The organism is Methanothermococcus okinawensis IH1, from assembly GCF_000179575.2.
Lineage (GTDB): Archaea > AGJL01 > Methanococci > Methanococcales > Methanococcaceae > Methanofervidicoccus > Methanofervidicoccus okinawensis.
In genome coordinates, this window is sequence record NC_015636.1 from 355,529 (window position 1) to 373,556 (window position 18,028).

General features: G+C 28.5%; 16 protein-coding genes and 2 tRNA genes. 14 read left to right on the forward strand and 4 right to left on the reverse strand.

What is annotated here, in order from left to right; translation table 11 throughout:
- The first annotated feature begins 50 nt into the window (after nt 1-50).
- From METOK_RS01675 to nuoB, 3 genes are read left to right on the forward strand one after another with little or no spacing between them, the layout of a single operon-like run.
- The gene (locus tag METOK_RS01675) at nt 51-1,469 is read left to right on the forward strand and encodes a proton-conducting transporter transmembrane domain-containing protein (protein ID WP_013866515.1); all 1,419 of its coding nucleotides are present in this window, start codon (nt 51-53) and stop codon (nt 1,467-1,469) included.
- Nucleotides 1,470-1,479: 10 nt separating this feature from the next.
- Nucleotides 1,480-3,036, forward strand: a complete 1,557-nt coding sequence (locus METOK_RS01680; protein WP_013866516.1) for a hydrogenase large subunit — start codon at nt 1,480-1,482, stop codon at nt 3,034-3,036.
- Between the two features lie 12 nt (nt 3,037-3,048).
- Nucleotides 3,049-3,804: an NADH-quinone oxidoreductase subunit NuoB gene (nuoB, locus tag METOK_RS01685; RefSeq protein WP_013866517.1), complete on the forward strand. Its 756-nt coding sequence runs from the start codon at nt 3,049-3,051 to the stop codon at nt 3,802-3,804.
- Nucleotides 3,805-3,863: 59 nt separating this feature from the next.
- On the opposite strand, the gene METOK_RS01690 is transcribed toward nuoB, so the two are convergent.
- The 4 genes from METOK_RS01690 to METOK_RS01705 form a co-directional block, all read right to left on the reverse strand.
- On the reverse strand, nt 3,864-4,274 hold the full coding sequence (locus METOK_RS01690; RefSeq protein ID WP_048057830.1) for a DUF5655 domain-containing protein: 411 nt from the start codon (nt 4,272-4,274) through the stop codon (nt 3,864-3,866).
- A 137-nt stretch (nt 4,275-4,411) separates the two neighbouring features.
- The gene (locus tag METOK_RS01695) at nt 4,412-4,843 is read right to left on the reverse strand and encodes a hypothetical protein (protein ID WP_048057831.1); all 432 of its coding nucleotides are present in this window, start codon (nt 4,841-4,843) and stop codon (nt 4,412-4,414) included.
- 96 nt (nt 4,844-4,939) lie between these two features.
- Nucleotides 4,940-5,974 carry an A24 family peptidase C-terminal domain-containing protein gene (locus METOK_RS01700; RefSeq protein WP_013866518.1) on the reverse strand — a complete coding sequence of 345 codons (1,035 nt, stop codon included), beginning with the start codon at nt 5,972-5,974 and terminating at the stop codon, nt 4,940-4,942.
- A gap of 109 nt (nt 5,975-6,083) precedes the next feature.
- A complete protein-coding gene (locus tag METOK_RS01705; RefSeq protein WP_013866519.1) occupies nt 6,084-6,452 on the reverse strand; it encodes a cysteine-rich small domain-containing protein in 369 nt (122 codons plus the stop codon).
- Nucleotides 6,453-6,655: 203 nt separating this feature from the next.
- Here METOK_RS01705 and METOK_RS01710 point away from each other — a divergent pair, with 203 nt between their 5' ends.
- The 11 genes from METOK_RS01710 (at nt 6,656) to METOK_RS01760 (ending at nt 17,857) form a co-directional block, all read left to right on the forward strand.
- Nucleotides 6,656-7,423, forward strand: a complete 768-nt coding sequence (locus tag METOK_RS01710; RefSeq protein ID WP_013866520.1) for an HDIG domain-containing metalloprotein — start codon at nt 6,656-6,658, stop codon at nt 7,421-7,423.
- Between the two features lie 234 nt (nt 7,424-7,657).
- Complete coding sequence (ade, locus tag METOK_RS01715; RefSeq protein ID WP_013866521.1) at nt 7,658-9,373, forward strand: adenine deaminase; 1,716 nt, start codon at nt 7,658-7,660, stop codon at nt 9,371-9,373.
- 34 nt (nt 9,374-9,407) lie between these two features.
- Entirely contained in the window at nt 9,408-10,421 is a 1,014-nt protein-coding gene (locus METOK_RS01720; protein WP_013866522.1) for a methionine synthase, read from the forward strand.
- Between the two features lie 152 nt (nt 10,422-10,573).
- Nucleotides 10,574-12,031 (forward strand): MarR family transcriptional regulator, encoded by a 1,458-nt coding sequence (locus METOK_RS01725; RefSeq protein WP_013866523.1) that lies wholly within the window; start codon nt 10,574-10,576, stop codon nt 12,029-12,031.
- Between the two features lie 2 nt (nt 12,032-12,033).
- Nucleotides 12,034-13,065, forward strand: a complete 1,032-nt coding sequence (locus METOK_RS01730) for a cell wall-binding repeat-containing protein (protein ID WP_013866524.1) — start codon at nt 12,034-12,036, stop codon at nt 13,063-13,065.
- Nucleotides 13,066-13,218: 153 nt separating this feature from the next.
- Nucleotides 13,219-14,388 carry an MJ1255/VC2487 family glycosyltransferase gene (locus METOK_RS01735; protein WP_013866525.1) on the forward strand — a complete coding sequence of 390 codons (1,170 nt, stop codon included), beginning with the start codon at nt 13,219-13,221 and terminating at the stop codon, nt 14,386-14,388.
- Between the two features lie 294 nt (nt 14,389-14,682).
- On the forward strand, nt 14,683-15,642 hold the full coding sequence (gene cofD / locus METOK_RS01740) for a 2-phospho-L-lactate transferase (RefSeq protein WP_013866526.1): 960 nt from the start codon (nt 14,683-14,685) through the stop codon (nt 15,640-15,642).
- A 292-nt stretch (nt 15,643-15,934) separates the two neighbouring features.
- Complete coding sequence (locus METOK_RS01745; protein WP_013866527.1) at nt 15,935-16,738, forward strand: GTP cyclohydrolase III; 804 nt, start codon at nt 15,935-15,937, stop codon at nt 16,736-16,738.
- A gap of 59 nt (nt 16,739-16,797) precedes the next feature.
- The gene (locus METOK_RS01750) at nt 16,798-17,607 is read left to right on the forward strand and encodes an MJ0144 family RNA dihydrouridine synthase-like protein (protein ID WP_013866528.1); all 810 of its coding nucleotides are present in this window, start codon (nt 16,798-16,800) and stop codon (nt 17,605-17,607) included.
- An 84-nt stretch (nt 17,608-17,691) separates the two neighbouring features.
- A tRNA-Gly gene (locus tag METOK_RS01755) sits at nt 17,692-17,764 on the forward strand.
- Nucleotides 17,765-17,784: 20 nt separating this feature from the next.
- Nucleotides 17,785-17,857, forward strand: a tRNA-Gly gene (locus tag METOK_RS01760).
- The last annotated feature ends 171 nt before the right edge of the window (nt 17,858-18,028 follow it).

Consider the following 18,028-nt stretch of genomic DNA (forward strand, 5'->3'; position numbering starts at 1 on the left):
AGTAGAACGAAGAAAAATATAAAATATTTATCAAAAACGAGGCGTATATTATGGATGAATTGGTTGTTATAATTCCAGCATTAGCCGGTATTGTAGCATATTTTATAAAGGGAAAATTCACGAGATATATTCCCTTTTTAGCGGCGATAGTGCAGGTTATTATTACCGCATATATCTGCATTGAACCAAGCCAAACCATTATGTTAAAGGACTATATATTTATTACACCTCTTGGAAAAATAGTGCTTGGTATAACTTCTTTGTTATTCTTAATGGTATCTTATTATTCCATAGATTATCTTAAAAACTCACATTATGAATCAGAAAATATTTACAGCTCCATGTTGTTATTCTTTGTATCAGCAATGAGTTTAGCGGCAATTTCAGACCATATAATACTTACCTGGATAGCCATTGAAGCCACCACAATTTCAAGTGCTCCATTGATATTCCTACATAAATCAAGAGAATCCATTGTAGCAACCTGGAAATATCTAATCACATGTTCTGTTGGGATTTCACTTGCATTGTTAGGTTCATTTATAACATTACAGTCAATTTCTCAGCCTGAACAGTTATCAGGTCTTTTATTCTCCAATATTATGGCATACACTGGAACAATAAATCCACTGTGGTTTTTGCTTGGATTTGTATTTATTCTCATAGGTTATGGTACAAAAGTTGGTCTTGCTCCAATGCATATATGGCTTTCAGATGCCCATGGTGAGGCTCCAAGTCCAGCATCTGCTTTATTATCCGGAGCTCTGTTAAACTGTGCATTCTTACCAATATATAAATTCAATGTTCTTGCAGGACATTTTGGATTGGAGAACATTACAAATCACATGCTTATGGCTCTTGGTTTATTCTCGGTATTTATAGCGGCTGCATTTATGCCTGCTCAAAAGGATTACAAAAGATTGCTTGCCTATTCAAGTATTGAAAACATGGGCATTATTGCATTGGGAACAGGAATTGGAGGAATTGCATTGTTAGGGTCAATATTTCACATGATAAACCATTCCCTTATAAAATGTGCCTTATTCTTAGCCACAGGAAATATGCTTATTAAATATGGAACAAAGGATATCTCAAAGGTGACAAATTTCTTTAAACTATTACCAAAAACTGCGTTTGCATTCACATTGGGAGCTATTGGTATTATGGGATTTCCACCGCTTGGATTATTCCTAAGTGAATTATTGATAATATTTGGGGCATTTGCCAATCATTATTATTTAATAGGATTCTTATTTATAACAGGCTTAATCTTAGTAATAGCAGGATTTTCCAAAAAAATCATTCAGATGTGTTATAATACTTCAAATCCAATTAATCAACTTAATCCAGTTAAAGAAAGTTTTGGTTTATATGCACCAAGTTTAACATTATTAATTATTTCATTAGTAATTACTGCACTTATGTTTAGTCCATATCAAGACATTTTATTAAATTTCCTATTGCATTGAGGTGAATAGAATGGGATTCTTAAAAATACACAATGGTGTGCCCGTAAATATTGATGACATACCAGTATTATCATTTGAGGAATTTAAAGAGAAAGTTTTAAAATTTACAGAAAATGGGTATATTGTTCATCATTTTGCAGTTCCATTTGCTAAAATTAATAATATTGAAAATAATAGTAATAATAAATATATAATTTATTCTGTTCTAAGAAACGAAGATGGATTGTATGTGGTAAGCACGATAGTTTCCAACTCCTACGAATCACTTTCACAGTATAACGTAAAATTTCAAATGTTCGAACGAGAAATTGCAGAACAGTATGGTATTATTCCAAAAAATCATCCATGGTTTAAATCCGTTAGATACCATAAAAATTATGTTGGAAATGAGGACGCATTTGGCAACGATTATAATAAATCAATTCCTGGAAATTATCCATTTTACGAAGTTAAAGGGGAAGAAATACATCAAGTTGCAGTGGGTCCTGTTCATGCAGGAATTATAGAACCAGGACATTTTAGATTTAACTGCATAGGTGAAAAAATTCTAAACCTCGAAATGGTGCATGGCTATCAACATAGGGGCATTGAAAAACAACTTATGAACTGCAAAAAAAATATATTGCCTCCATTAATTGAGTCAGTAGCAGGGGATACTGTAATTGGAAATAGCATTTGTTTTTCAGAAGCCATTGAAGGATTATGCGATTACAATACGGATGAACATTTATTAAATTATAGAAGATTATTACTTGAAATAGAAAGAATTGCAAATCATATTGGAACTCTTGGAGGTCTTGCAGGAGATGCAGGCTATTTACCAACAGCAGCATATTATGGTAGAATTAGAGGGGACTTCCTCAACATGTTTGTGTTGATATGCGGTAATAGATTTGGCAGGAGCTCAGTACGACCATTCGGAGCTCCTTTTAAACTCGACGATGATAAGATAATAGAGCTCATAAAAAGGTTTGAAACTCTTAAAAAAGAAGTTATAGATGTTGGAAACCTAATGCTTGATAATCCAGAGGTTCTTGGAAGATTTGACTATACAGGCATGGTAGATACTAAAACTGCCAAATTAATAGGCATGGTAGGTCCAGCAGGTAGAGCCTCAGGAATAAATTACGATGTAAGAAAGAGTTTTTCAAATGCTAAGGACATCTATGACCGAGGTATAGAAATCGTAGTTAGAAAAGATGGTGCTGTTAGTTCCAGGGCAAAAACATACTTCAAAGAAACGATAAATTCAATAGATTTTTGTATAGGTCTTCTTAAAGTTGCAGATTTTCAAATTAATAATAGTAGTAATAATAATACAGATATAGAATCGGAAATAGCATTAAAACCTAACAGCTTCATAGTTACTATGGAAGAAGCTTGGAGGGGTGAGCTCTCCCACTGTATAATAACGGACGAAAACGGAAGGATAATTAGATATAAAATAAAAGACCCTTCATTCCATAACTGGAATGCCCTTGAATTAGCCGTTAGAAATGAAGGAATATATGATTTCCCACTTTGTAATAAAAGTTTTAATTTATCATACTGCGGTTTTGACCTTTAATGAGGGGATACTATGAGTATATTTAACAATGTAATTACAAATAGATTAACACAGGGATATAGAACTGTCGAATTTCCAAGCGATAAAATAAACCTTCCAAAAGCATACAGAGGAAGACCCGTTTTAAATCAGGATGCATCAGATGAGGATGTGCAAAAGGTAGCTTCACTCTGTCCAGCAGGTGCCGTAAATCCAGAGGATAGAACTCTTGACTTAGGTAAATGCCTATTCTGCGGCAAATGTCAAACTATAAAACAGGATTTTATAAAATTTACAAGAGATTATAGGATGTTTGCCTTAAAAAGAGAGGATTTAATAATAAAGGATATATTAAAAGAACCTAAAATGGACAATTCAAAAATTAAAAAGATAAAAAAATTATTTGGAAAATCCGTATATCTAAGATATGTTTGTGCAGGTGGATGCAATGCCTGCGATGCCGATGTAAATGTGTTAAATACGCCAGTTTATGATTTATCAAGGTTTGGCATTAAATTTGCAGCTTCTCCAAGACATGCCGATGGTCTTGTGGTTACGGGACCTATCACCAAAAATATGGAGCTCGCACTTATGAAAACATATAACGCCATCCCTTCTCCAAAATGTGTAATAGCAGTTGGAGCTTGTGCTATATCAGGTGGATTATTTAGGGAAAATGAGGAAGTAGTTGGAGGCGTTGATAAAATATTACCTGTGGATTTATATATTCCAGGATGCCCACCACACCCATTTACAAATTTATATGCATTTGTGAAATTCTTTAAATAATAGAGTATAGAAATAGTGAATTATAGGAGCTCCTAAAAAATTCCTAAAATTTTATACATCTATTTTTTTAAATCTCTTTTTCTTATTTCATAACATTCTTTTATTAATGGAATTATTTTATCTAATTCATTATTTTTTTTCAAGTACATAACGCAGTAATTATACTTATCATTCCACCGCTTAATCATATCATTATTTTGATACTTTCTTTTAAAGTTGCCATAACTATCTTTTCCAAAACACAAATTTAATTCAATTCCTGATTTCTGGAAAGTTATATTTACAAAAGTTCCTTTAAAATTATTTGATACTTTATAAGCAATATATTTTTGACGTGGTATTATAAATATAATCTCCCCTATCTTCAAAATTTGTTTTTTTAATTCGTTGTATAATTCAACAATATTATTGGGTTTTCCATTTAAATGATATTCTTCTGTGTAATTTGATTTATTATTAATGTTATGCATATTTTTATTATTTTTATCGGTATTTCCGTTGTTGGTTCGTGGTTCTTTATTGTAAGTATATAATTTATTAAACAGATGAATATGTTCCTCTAAGCAGTTAGAGTTTTTTCTTTTAAATGTTTTAAATTCTATTGTCTTTATATCGTGGTATTTTGATAATCCATTGAGCCCGTTTTAACTTTATTGGTTATTTCATCAATTATTATTACAATTGAAGGTCTCGTATTTATTATATCAAATATATATTTGTAAATCTCATTAATATTGTTTGTTTCAAATATTACTTTTTTATATGGGTCGTTTTTAACTTCATTATAAAATTTATCTGACAATTCTTTTTTAGTATTTGGATTGTCAATGGCGTCTAAAAATCTCATAATTTGAGAATTTACATGACTACATATATCGTGGTCTTTTAATTCTACTTCAACAATATACCAATTTTTGTTTTTTAAATCCACTACAAAGGCATCGGGGATAGTTCCAACATTAGCCATCGTTTTTATTTTAGATTTATTAAATAATAATATATTATCTCCAAAAATTTCTTTGTGGTGCTCAAAAACCATTTTCTCCAATTCATTCTCATATTTATATTGTATTGTATGTATTCTACCCCGTCTTTTAGCAAAATCATATTTCCACCTTATTTTTAAAATTTATATCTAAAATATATTAAAATAATAGTGAATTATCAAAATCACCACATAACCAACCAATACAAATGGAACAAATGGGTATGTTGTAATTATATTCAATTCATCAGGTAGTTTTCCTTCTTTATGTAAATTTTGCAGGAGCCCTACATCTTCTTTATATAGTCCTTCCCCATCGGTCATAATTATTTTATCGTACTCATTATTTTTTCCCAATTCTGCATTCACCATTTGCTTAAATCTTTTTAAAATGTTTGCACTTTCTACTTTAACATTATTATCCTTTAAATAAACCATATCCCTTAATATATCTCCCTCCTTTAATTCAGATATGGGTTTTTTTGAGGATATCTCTGCACCTGTTAAAGCATAAATTACTATGGATATAAGGGTGAGCTCACCTAAATATATAAAAAATGAAAGGAGAATATTGTTGTTTATAAAATAATTACTATCCACTAAATATAATCCTATTAAATAAATTGGTGCTAAATAACCTGATTTTTTTATAATATCTTTATATTTCGGTATTTTTCGAGATATGACTATTGAAATTATAATATAAGCCCAAAGGAAAAGCGTTGCATATGGAACATGATAATGATTTAATAGATATATCAAAAAACCAAATACCACAGCTAAACCTGTTGATGAGGGAATGATATCCTTCCAATATCTCTTCAATATATTGGTCATAGGATATAATGCCGCCAATCCTGCACTTATTCCTATTAAAAGTAATATGGATTTTGGAATATGGAATATACTTCCACCACCTACAAACAGTGGAGCTAATACAGTAAATACTTTTATATCTCCACCACCCATACCTATTCCAAGTATCAAACATAAAATTAAGGTTGCAAAAAATGCCCAAATAGATTCAATACCAAATAAATAATATCCAATGGGTAAATTTATCAATAACATTAAAATAACGATGATATGTGGAATCTCTCTTTTTTTAATGTCTGTATAAGAGGCTATAGCTAAAAGGACAAAATTAATAATATATGCAATAGTTAAATAATTAAAATCAATCATATACATCACATCTTAGTTATACTGAGTTAAATAAAATAAAATCTCTCTATATTATACTACATTATAATATATACATACTATAACATACTATACTTTTTTAATGTATTATTTATAAATTGTTGTTTTTTCCAACCTTCTTTTCAACATTTTCTTTAATTTTCATCATCAATTCCCTATTATTTAATATCCCAATTGCCTCATCAATCTCCTTATCTTTTGTGAGCTCTAAAATTTCCCTCAATATCTCGCATGCAACTTCTGGTTTATGCACCCATATACAATTCATACAACTCCAAATCTCTGTTCCATCCTTCCTTTTAATCATTTCCCCAAGTTCCTCATCTCCACATGGGTAAAATGGGCAATAACACCATAAGCATACCTGTCCATCAAAATGACATGGATAATATTGACAATTTCTATTGGCACCACAAACTCTAAGGACTTTTTTTAGATGTTTTTTTGCGAGCTCTATCATTATACCACCAATTATATCATATTTTATATTATATTTATATTATATTTTATATATTACGTTTTTATTTTTTATGTTTTAGTTAATATAATCTATATATGTTTTTTATAAAAAATAAAGAAGTTATAAAATAAATTAAAATAAAAAATAGTTAGATATACTATAAAATTATAAAAAATTTAAATAAAATAAAAAAAGGTGTATAAATGCAAAATAACTTAAAAAATAACTTAAAAATGGAGAAATCTGAAAGAAAACGGTATACTATAAATGATTTATTTGAATTGGCAGAAAAAATAGAAAATAAAGATTTAAGGGATAAAGTTATAAACTTTATAAAAAATCCTCTTCCCACTCATAAAGATATTGAAGATACGCATATATCTCTTGAAGACTCTCCAGCTAGTATAAAATGGCATCATAAATATGAGGGAGGGTTAATTGAACACATATTGGCAGTCACGAAAATGGCATTAAAGATGGCTGAAGCTCTTGAAGATGTGTATGGTTTGAATATAAATAAGAATTTAATAATAGCGGGAGGATTACTTCACGATATTATGAAACCACAAAATTATATTGAAAATGATGAAACAAAAAAATATGACCATATACCAAATTTCCATTTGGAGCATCTTACCTTGGCAGTTGCAGAGCTCTATAAACAGGGGTTTCCCATGGAGCTCATAAAAATAGTAGCTTCCCATCATGGAGAATATGGAGCTATGAAACCAGATTCAATAGAGGGATGGTTGTTGCATTATGCAGATAACATAGACGCCTCTTTGAACGATATTGCCATAAGAATCTGTCAGGCAAGGGCTAGAGATATGGGTATTGATGAAAATGAAATATATAAGGCATTTACGCCATTAAAACTATATGAAAAGAGAACAAAAGATGGAAAAGAAAAATTAAAGGATGAATTAAATGAAATCTTTGGAAATACTGATGAATATGACGATGAAGAATAAAAATAAAAATAATTAAGATTATTAATTACCATAAATAATAAATTCAATAGATTAATATTTATTTAATAGCACTTAAAATATAAATAATATAATGGAATAATAAAATAATATAAAATGATTTGATAAAATTAATGATTACAGCCAATATTTAATATTTATAGTATAAAGTATATTTTTTTAGTTTTATTATTTTTTCATTTTTTACATTAATTTAAACTTATTTTGGGTGCAATTATGGTTTTAATATTAAAGGATGCCAATATAATAAATGTGTATACTGGGGAAATTTTAAAGGGAAATATTGGTATAAAAGGAGATAAAATAGATTTTGTAGATTATTATGATACTATTAATTTAAATAATTTTAAAAATGCCCATATAATAAATTTAAATGGAAAATTTATAACTCCTACATTTATAGATGGTCATATACACATAGAATCATCACATATAATCCCCTCAGAATTTGAAAAATATGCTCTTTTAAACGGCGTGTCAAAGGTGGTTATTGACCCTCATGAGATAGTTAATGTTAAAGGTATAGAAGGTATTAAATTTATGTTAAATGACGCTCGTATTCTTGATGTGTATTGTATGGTCCCTTCATGTGTGCCTGCATCGGAGCTCGAAACAAGTGGAACAAGAATTACATCAAAAGTTATAGAAAATATATTTAAAGATGAAACCTATAAAAATAAAATTCTTGGACTTGGGGAGGTAATGAATTACATCGGTGTAATAAATGAAAATAGCGAATTATTAAAAAAGATAAATATTACAAAAAAATATAAAAAACTAATAGATGGACATGCCCCACAACTAACAGGGTTGGATTTAAATAAATACATTGGAATGGGCATAATGTCAGACCATGAATGCACCTCAGAAAAGGAAGCCCTTGAAAAAATACGGTTGGGACTTAAATTAATGGTAAGGGAAGGAACAGCCTCAAAAAATATTGATATATTGAAAATACGGGACAAACTAAATGATATTAGAAATATTATGCTTGTAAGTGATGATATATCAATTAAGGATTTAAAAAATGGTTATATAGTAAATACCTTAAAAAAAGCTACAAGATATGTTTCACCAGTTGAAGCTATCCAGATGGTAACTATTAATCCAGCAAACTATTTTGGTTTTGATGTTGGAATAAAACCTTCAAATAATGCAGATTTAATTATATTTGAAGATTTAACTGATTTTAAAATAAATAAGGTAATGATAAGAGGAAAATTTTTGGAAGAATATGATTTATTTAAAAAAGGAGCTCCGCACTATATAAACTATACCAACAACCATAAAAATATAAAATATGATTATCTTAAATATAATTCAATGAATTATTCTTACAAATCAGAAAAGGATTTTTTAATTGAAGGTATCGATATAGATATAAAACCAAAAAAATCGGCAAGGGTAATAAATCCCATAAAAAATTCACTTATTACCCAAGAAAATATACTAAAAGTTTCCGAAACAGTGGATAAATTAAATAAAAATAAATTAAATAGAATATATGTTATAGAAAGACATAAAGGAACCAATAGAATAGGCAAGGGATTAATTCATCTATTAAAAAAAGGAACTATTGCATCATCTTATGCCCATGATAGTCATAATGTTGTAGTTGTTGGAAATAATTTAAAGGACATATCCATTGCAGTAAATCATTTAAAGGATATTAATGGTGGATTTGTTGCTGTTGAAAATGGAAAAATTTTAGAGTCCGTTAGATTAAATATTGCCGGAATTATGGGGGATGATGGAGAGTATATTTATGAAAAAATCGAGTCCATAACTAAAAAAACAAAACATTATGCCATATATAATAATGAGGATTTATTTTTAACATTATCCTTTTTAACGCTTTCTGTAATTCCAGAGTTAAAAATAACAGATTTTGGACTTGTAAAAGATAATAAAATTGTTGATTTAGTGTTCTAATATTTAATATTTAATATTTTAAATTGGTGATAATATGATAAAAACGGTTGTTGGTAGTTATCCAGTGGTAATTAAAGAGCCAGAAAGTTTTTTAGAAAAAATTAAAGATAAACTTGGATTGTTTGATAAATATAAATATGCCATAGAAAAGGCAGTAATGGACCAATTAAATGCTGGAATAGATATATTAAGTGATGGACAGGTAAGAGGAGACATGGTTGAGATATTCGTTAGCAACCTATATGGATTTGAGGGAAAAAAGGTGGTAAATAAAATTGAATATACTCAACCTATTACTTTAAAAGATATAAAATTTGCAAATGCTATTTTAAACAGAAATATGGGAAAAAATAAAAATACTAAAAACAACTATAAAAATAATAAACATAAGAGGAAGAGTATTAAAGGCATATTAACAGGACCTTGCACAATTGCATCATCTATAAGGGTGGAAAATTATTATTCAGATAATAAAGACGAATCATTGATATACGATTTAGCAAATGCGTTAAAAAAGGAGGCAGAAGCAATTCAAAATCATGTATCTATGATACAGATAGATGAACCAATATTATCTACGGGTATGTACGAGTTAGACACTGCAAAAAGGGCGATTAAAAGAATTACAGAAAATTTAAAGGTTCCTGTTGCCATGCATGTATGTGGGAATGTATCGAATATATTTGAAGAGTTGAATACATTTAATATAGATATTTTAGACCATGAATTTGCTTCTAATAGAAAAAATTTAGATATTCTTGAATTTATTGATAGAAAAGTTGGTTTTGGATGTATAAATACAAAATTAAAATCTGTTGAATCGGTGGATGAGGTAAAGGATTTGCTTAATGAAGGTTTGGAAATATTAAACAATAACAAATCATTTATTGGATTAAAGGGAACTACACTTGACAAATTAAACAATTATGTAATAATAGACCCAGACTGCGGTATGAGGCTTTTACCATTGGATGTTGCCTATAATAAATTAAAAAATATGGTAATTGCATCCGAAGAGTTTGAAAATGAAGTAGAGATGAAGAAGTAATAAATAATAATAAAATAATAAATAAATCAATTAGATAATAATTAATCAGAAATAAATATATAGTTAAATAATATAGTTAATTAATAATCAAGAATAAATTAAAACAATAAGTAATATATTCTTATTTTTATTATTTTTATAAAAGTGGGAAAATGAGTAATTACAAATTTAAAGGGGTATTGTTGGTATTTCTGGTTTTATTTGGGGTTTTTAACGTAGCTAATGCTATAAAATTTGAAAGTTATAACATTACATGCAATATTGACCAAGATAATAAAGTTCATGAAATAATATTTTTGGATATATACAACAACAACTCCAAGGATATAGATGATATTACCTATATAATCCCACAGAATGCCTACAATTTAAAGGTATATTCTGACAGAGGTATAGGCTCATTCTCAAAAAATCAGAACGAAGGTTCTACTGAGATTATCACTAAATTAAAAAATCCAATAAAAAAAGGAGAAAGAGGTTATTTAAAAATAGTATTTGATAGCGATATCGTTTGGGACAAAGGCACTAAAAAATTATTATCTATAAGTGTTCCAGCAGTGGATTCAAATTTTAGTATGGTCATAAAATTACCACCCGGAGCTGCGGTGGTATCTCCTGCTGAGGGACTTTTGAGTATTACTCCACAGGACTATATTATCGATACCGATGGAAAGCAGATTTTCATAAAATGGAAAAGAAAATTAAGCGAAAGTGAAAAATATTTTACAGCAACTGTATCCTATACAATACTGAGCTCATCCTATAATCAAACTACTCCTTCTACTAGTTATACAAACAATATTTATTACAACATATTAATTGTAATACTTATATTATTAGCCGGGGCTCTTCTATACGGAATTATATATGAAAAGAAAAAAAATACTGCTAAAACCAAATATATCACTGAATTGAGTATTAAAAAAGAAGAGTTAGTGGATGAATTAAATAATTTAAAAAGTAAAATTGGCATTTTAGAATCCGAGAATAATATTAAAGATGACCATATTAAAGAACTAATGGATAAAAATAAAGAATTAAATAATAAATTAGATGAATTAATATTAAAAATAAATAAATTAGAAATGGAGATAAAGGATAAAGAAGATATCATTAAAAAACTTAAAGATATAAACAACGAACTATCAAATAATATAGACTATTATAAAAATGAAATAAGCACTTTAAATTCAAAAATAGATGAACTAAATGAACTTTATAATAAAGAAATGGAAGAAATTGATGAATTAAACAAATACAGTGAAAATATAATATCTGAAAAAGAAAAAACTATAACAAAATTAAAAAATAAAATAAACGAATATGAACAAACAATACTTAATTTAAAAAATACTCTAAATGAATATGAAAAAACCAAAGGCGAAATGTTAATGAGTATATTAACAGAAGAAGAAAAAATGATAATAAAACTGATAAGGGAATATAAAGAGATTACTCAGAAGGAAATTGTAGAGCTCACTGGATTAACAAAGCCTAAGGTTTCGAGAATAGTTTCTGATTTAGAAGGTCGAGGTATAATTAAAAAGGTTAAAATTGGTAGAATAAATAAATTAACACTCTCGGATGAATTAGATGGGTGGTTAAATTGACGATGAAAACATATTATAATATATTTTTTATTATCTTATTAATCTTGTTTATTTCTTTTGGATGTGTTAATGCCGTAAAAATAGGTGGCGAAAAACCTTCTCTCGTTGATACTGTGATTATTACAAATAATAACTGGGCAGACTGTGTTGTTGCTACGGAATATGCCTATAAAATAAATGGAATTGTGCTTCAAACAGAAAGCGACCATCTAAATATAAATGTTGAAGATATGATAAAATCCATAAATCCAAAAAGGATAGTGATTGTTGGAGGACCATTGGCAGTTTCCAAAAATGTTGAGGATAGTCTAAAAAAATACGGTGAAGTGGTTAGAATTTGGGGACCTACAAGGGTAGAAACTGATGAAAACATATTAAAATTATTAAATAGCAACAATACTAAGGTTCTTGTTAATGGATATAATTTCAGCGAGGTTATTATTGTAGCTTCTAATAATAATATTCCAGTCTATGCTGGTGTGGAAGTTTATAATCCAAATGAAGTCATTAGGGTTTATGGAAACAGCAGTGTAAAGATATACAGCATACATGATAAAAGATTTATCGGGGAATATAGTAAAGATAATGTATTAGAAATTCCTAAAAAAGTAATTATATTAAATAAACCCAACATAGATGTAAAATATTGCTATGATGATAATATCCATGCATTTGGATATCCAAAGGCAAATATTACTACGGATTATAACAACAGCGAGTATAATATATTACTGAATAAAAATAGCACTTCTGCACTTACACTGTTAAAATATCTGAATATTCCAATAACTACTCAATCTAATAAGGATATATTATCTAAATTTAATTCTGATGCAGTAAATAATAGTATTACAGTTGCAGTAGATATACTGGTGCTTGAAAAAACCATGGCGATTTACAAACAAAATGGAGACCTTGGGCAATCATTGGACGAGGCAAAAACACAACTATGGTCTAAAAATATACCTGTGGAAAAATACAATATACCCTATAATTACTTAGAATCTTATGTTAATAGATATGCCCATACATAATATTTAACATTAAATGATACTATAAAATTGATATAATGATATAATGATATAATAAAATAATAATGATAATATGATAATGATAATTAATAATATAATACTAATTTCAGGGTTTTATGTATTATAATACATTATTTTCAGGGGAGATGATATATCATGAAAATACTAATTTCAGTATGTGGTGAAGGATTTGGACATACAACAAGATGTGTAGCAATAGGGGATGAGCTCTCAAAAGAGCATGATGTAAAGTTCATAGCCTACGGTAAAAGCATGGATTTTATAAGAAGATATAATTACGATGTTTTTGAAACATACCCTGAAATAAAATTATCCGGAAATAATGGTAAATTTGATATTAAAAAAAGTATATTTAATAATAAATATAATCCTGCAAAGGCTATAAAAAGAGAGATGGAGATAATAAGGAAATACAATCCTGATTTAATTATATCAGATTGCAAATACAGCACAGTGGTGGCATCGAGGTTTCTAAGAGTGCCTTACTATATTATTACAAATCAAAATTGCACAAGAACACATAATAAGGAGAAAATTATTGTTTATCCTGTTATGAAACTGTTAAATGTAATAAATAAATCTGCTGAAAAAGTTATTATTCCAGATTTACCTATGCCCTATACAATATGTGAATATAATCTAACGGAATTAAATAACCTATCATTTATTGGACCTCTTATTAGATACAATCTAAATAATAATAGTAGTAATAATGATGATGATAGCAATGGAGGTAATATTGGTAATTATGATAATAACAACAGCAGTAATAATAACCGCAACAACAATAGTTATAACAACTACCCGCATGTTAAGGAAGATTATATATTAAGCGTAATTGGGGGATTTGAATATAGATTTAGGATTTTAAAATTGTTAAATGAAGTATCAAAAGAAAAAAATATTAAAGTAAAAATGGTCTGTGGAAGTTATGAGGTTGCAAAAAAACTCAACAAAATAAAATCACCAAATGTTGAGGTAATACCCCTAACTACCAATATGGAAGAATTAATAAAAAATTGCTCATTTATTGTATGCCATGGAGGACATTCTACACTCATGGAAGCCATTAGTTTTGGAAAACCCGTAATTACTATTCCTGATTTAGACCATCCAGAACAGGAAAATAATGCTAAAAAGATAAACGAGCTAAAATGCGGAATAGCATTATCCCACAAAACATTGGAGCATGATTTAAGCAATGCTGTTGATGAAATAAGTAATAACAATATCTATTTTAAAAACGCTAAGAAATTAAGCAAAATATGTAGAAATTGTAATGGAAGAGACAATATAAAAAAATAATAAACAATCATAAACCAGTTAGAAGTTTATTTAATAAATCCCTATCTAGTTTTAAAGCATTTAAGGTTAATTAAATATAAATATCAAAAAACTTTAACATAATTATTAATTATATCACAGAACATAGTCATTAGAAATTAATTATTATATGTATGTATCATAAGTTCTATACACTAACTGTTAAACTAACTAAATTTAACAATTAATTAACTAAAAATATTATAGTAATATGCTATATATATACTATTTATTGGATATTTATTTATTAGGAATTTATAAAATAGGAGTGGTATAATGAAAGTATGTGTTTTATCAGGAGGAACTGGCACTCCAAAACTTATACAAGGGCTAAAAAAAGTCATGCCTGAAAATGACATTTCTGTAATTGTCAATACTGCGGAAGATACTTGGGTAGGGGATTTATATCTTTCTCCAGACATAGATACCGTTCTTTATACTTTTTCAGACCAAATAAATGAAGAAACATGGTATGGCGTAAAAGAAGATACATTTATAACCCATGAAACGTTAAAGAAATTTGAGTCAAGGGATTTTAGTGAGCTCCTACGAATAGGTGATAAAGACCGAGCTCTGAAAATGCATAAAACTCATTACATCAATAAAGGTTATCCCTTATCAAAAATTGTAGATATGGAAAGGGAGCTCCTTAATATAAAGGCCAATATATATCCAATGACGGATGATAATGTTGAAACAAAAATATTAATAAATGAAAATAATGATGGACATGATAATAAGGTTCTTTTAAAATTCCATAACTTTTGGATTAATAAAAAAGGAGAAGCTAATGTTTTAGATGTATTTTATGAAAATTCCAACTATGCAAACGCAGTAGATAGTGCATTGGATGCCATTGAAAACTGTGATTTTGTAATAATAGGACCATCCAACCCTATAACTTCAATAGGTCCAATATTAAGTATAAAAGATATTAAAAACTCAATTAAAGATAAAGTAGTCTTTGCCGTATCCCCAATAGTGGGAGATAGTGCCATAAGTGGTCCAGCAGGGATATTAATGAAGGCTAAGGGCTATCCTGTAAATGTAGTAGGAGTTTATGAATTCTATAAAGACATAATAAATACCCTTGTAATAGACAACATAGATAAGGATAAAATAAACAATATAGATTGCAATGTTTTAGCTACAAATACTATAATGAACGATTTAACGGATAAAATAAACTTGGCGAAAGATATAATTGTAGGATACAAATCATTAAATGAAAAATAATACTTAAATAATTGAAGTAAAATAAACCAAGGAATTATAATATATCAAAGAATATTAATATTCTAAATTTAATATAGATATATAAAATTTACATACTAATTACATACCACATACATAATATCATTAGATGTATTACTATAATTAAAATCATTTATTAAAAAAATTATTAAAAAATAAATTTATTAATGAAAAGCTTTATTATTACAAGTATCGATAAAAAAATTACAAAAAATAAATAACAATAAAAATTACAAAAAAAGTTTATAAATGTATATAGTTATAAGATGATAATATGATTCAAATTACCCTTATACAAATTGATAACTACGGACCATGGACAGTTACTCCAAATCCTAGGAGAGAAAGCGATTTACAAGCCTTACAGTCAAGACTTTACTGTGATTTAAACCTACAATTCGGAGCTCATAAGGGGCTTGTATTTTATACAAGATTCGATAACCTTATTGCCATTACAAATGGTATAGATTTAACCACCCATGAAAGGATTCAAAATAGTATTAAAAACAGATATCCATTTACAGTAAGTATGGCTGTGGCATCAGCTAAAACTCCCTATGAAGCCCAGAAACTTGCAACTAGAAAGATTCAAGAGCATGGAAGTGCTCAGGATGAATATAGGAAGGAAGTATTGGATGTTGCAAATGATTTCCTAGATAATGGATATGTCCAGTTGGCACATGTTGATATAAATAATATTACAGGAACATTAACAGATTTGGAAAATGCCTATGATACATATCTAAGTGTTAAAGAAGTGCAATTAAAACTTATGAAGGAGTTAAAAAAATATGGTGCTATGGGTTTCTTTATTGGCGGGGATAATTTTATGTGCCCATGCAATGGAATGACTGAAAGCGATTTTATAAACATGTTTAATGATATAGAAGAATCCACAGGTGTTGAATTAAAAGCAGGTATTGGAATTGGAAAAACAGCAGAAGATGCTTCGAATATGGCTGATATTGGATTAGAACTTATAAGGGATGGAAAAACAGAATGTCAAGTATGCACATTGAACTATGAAAACCACAGTATAAAGAAAAAATCTCCTAAAAATTTTCTATGTCCAATTTAATTGAATGTTAATATATTATAACATTATTCATAACATAATTAAAAAATAAAATTGATAATATGTGTTTTAATAATCAAAATATATTAAAACTATGTAAAAATAAAAAAGTAGTTCTCGCTCCAATGGCAGGTATTACAGACGGAAAATTCTGCAAAAACTATAAAGATTTATTTGCCATTGTCACCATTGGTGCATATGATTTGGATAATATCACACAGCTTGCAAGTGAAAAAATTGTAAAAAGAGGAAGAAAAGAATTTTTGTATAATCTAAATAAATTCGATGAGTTAATAAAAAAGGAAATAAATGATGCAAGAAAAAGCAACGCACTGGTTTCTGTAAATGTTAGATTTAAAGACATAGATAAAGCTTTAAATAATATAAAATCCATTGGAAAATACGCCGACATTCTCGAATTAAATTGCCACTGCCGACAGCCAGAAATTACACAGCTAAGTATTGGGCAGGAGCTCCTAAAAAAAGAAAATAATATTATTCTAAAAAAATTTTTAGAAAAAATAAAATTAAATATAAATATTCCTGTTTTTTTAAAAGTAAGGGCAAATTTTGTGCCTGTTAATGAATTAATAAATAATTTAAATAATGTAAGACCTTATTTTAATGGGCTACATATTGATTGCTTCAATCCGGGCAAAAATTATCCTGATTTAGATTATTTAAAAGAAATAAGATATAATTTTAAAGATAAAATTATCATTGGGAATAATTCTATAAATTCTATTGAAGATGCAGAAAAAATGTTGAAATATTGTGATTTTGTTTCTGTGGCAAGATGTGTTTTAAAGGGAAATATTGATTGGATATATAAATTGAATATCGGAGCTCAGAACATCGGCAGGATATATTAAATAGATGTGTAGGATGCATCACACAACCGAAATGTTTATATATGATAAATCCCTTTGTATAGTTTGCTCGCATAATGCGAAAAAGCGGCCTTGATGTAGCCTGGTATCATACGGCCCTGCCACGGCCGATACCCGGGTTCAAATCCCGGAGGCCGCATCTCTACAAATATCTTATGTGCGCCAGTGGTGTAGCCTGGTATCACTCTGGCCTTCCAAGCCAGTAACTCGGGTTCAAATCCCGACTGGCGCATTTACTTAAATATATTATTTATACTAATTTTTAGGCTCCAAAACGAACGAAGTGAGTTTTGGACTTTGGGTAGCATCCTTTTTAAAGGATGCGTTTGAATCCCGACTGGCGCATTTTATTTTAAAAATATATATTTATTAATTTAGATATATTATTTTAGCTTAATGATAT

Bases quoted from the DNA above. Each gene is read 5' to 3' on its own strand.
- METOK_RS01675 (WP_013866515.1), top strand. From the start codon at position 51: ATGGATGAATTGGTTGTTATAATTCCAGCATTAGCCGGTATTGTAGCA.
- METOK_RS01725 (WP_013866523.1), top strand. From the start codon at position 10,574: ATGAGTAATTACAAATTTAAAGGGGTATTGTTGGTATTTCTGGTTTTA.
- METOK_RS01720 (WP_013866522.1), top strand. From the start codon at position 9,408: ATGATAAAAACGGTTGTTGGTAGTTATCCAGTGGTAATTAAAGAGCCA.
- METOK_RS01695 (WP_048057831.1), bottom strand. From the start codon at position 4,843: ATGGTTTTTGAGCACCACAAAGAAATTTTTGGAGATAATATATTATTA.
- METOK_RS01745 (WP_013866527.1), top strand. From the start codon at position 15,935: ATGATTCAAATTACCCTTATACAAATTGATAACTACGGACCATGGACA.
- METOK_RS01750 (WP_013866528.1), top strand. From the start codon at position 16,798: ATGTGTTTTAATAATCAAAATATATTAAAACTATGTAAAAATAAAAAA.
- METOK_RS01700 (WP_013866518.1), bottom strand. From the start codon at position 5,974: ATGATTGATTTTAATTATTTAACTATTGCATATATTATTAATTTTGTC.
- nuoB (WP_013866517.1), top strand. From the start codon at position 3,049: ATGAGTATATTTAACAATGTAATTACAAATAGATTAACACAGGGATAT.
- METOK_RS01710 (WP_013866520.1), top strand. From the start codon at position 6,656: ATGCAAAATAACTTAAAAAATAACTTAAAAATGGAGAAATCTGAAAGA.
- METOK_RS01690 (WP_048057830.1), bottom strand. From the start codon at position 4,274: ATGCATAACATTAATAATAAATCAAATTACACAGAAGAATATCATTTA.
- ade (WP_013866521.1), top strand. From the start codon at position 7,658: ATGGTTTTAATATTAAAGGATGCCAATATAATAAATGTGTATACTGGG.
- METOK_RS01705 (WP_013866519.1), bottom strand. From the start codon at position 6,452: ATGATAGAGCTCGCAAAAAAACATCTAAAAAAAGTCCTTAGAGTTTGT.
- cofD (WP_013866526.1), top strand. From the start codon at position 14,683: ATGAAAGTATGTGTTTTATCAGGAGGAACTGGCACTCCAAAACTTATA.
- METOK_RS01680 (WP_013866516.1), top strand. From the start codon at position 1,480: ATGGGATTCTTAAAAATACACAATGGTGTGCCCGTAAATATTGATGAC.
- METOK_RS01730 (WP_013866524.1), top strand. From the start codon at position 12,034: ATGAAAACATATTATAATATATTTTTTATTATCTTATTAATCTTGTTT.
- METOK_RS01735 (WP_013866525.1), top strand. From the start codon at position 13,219: ATGAAAATACTAATTTCAGTATGTGGTGAAGGATTTGGACATACAACA.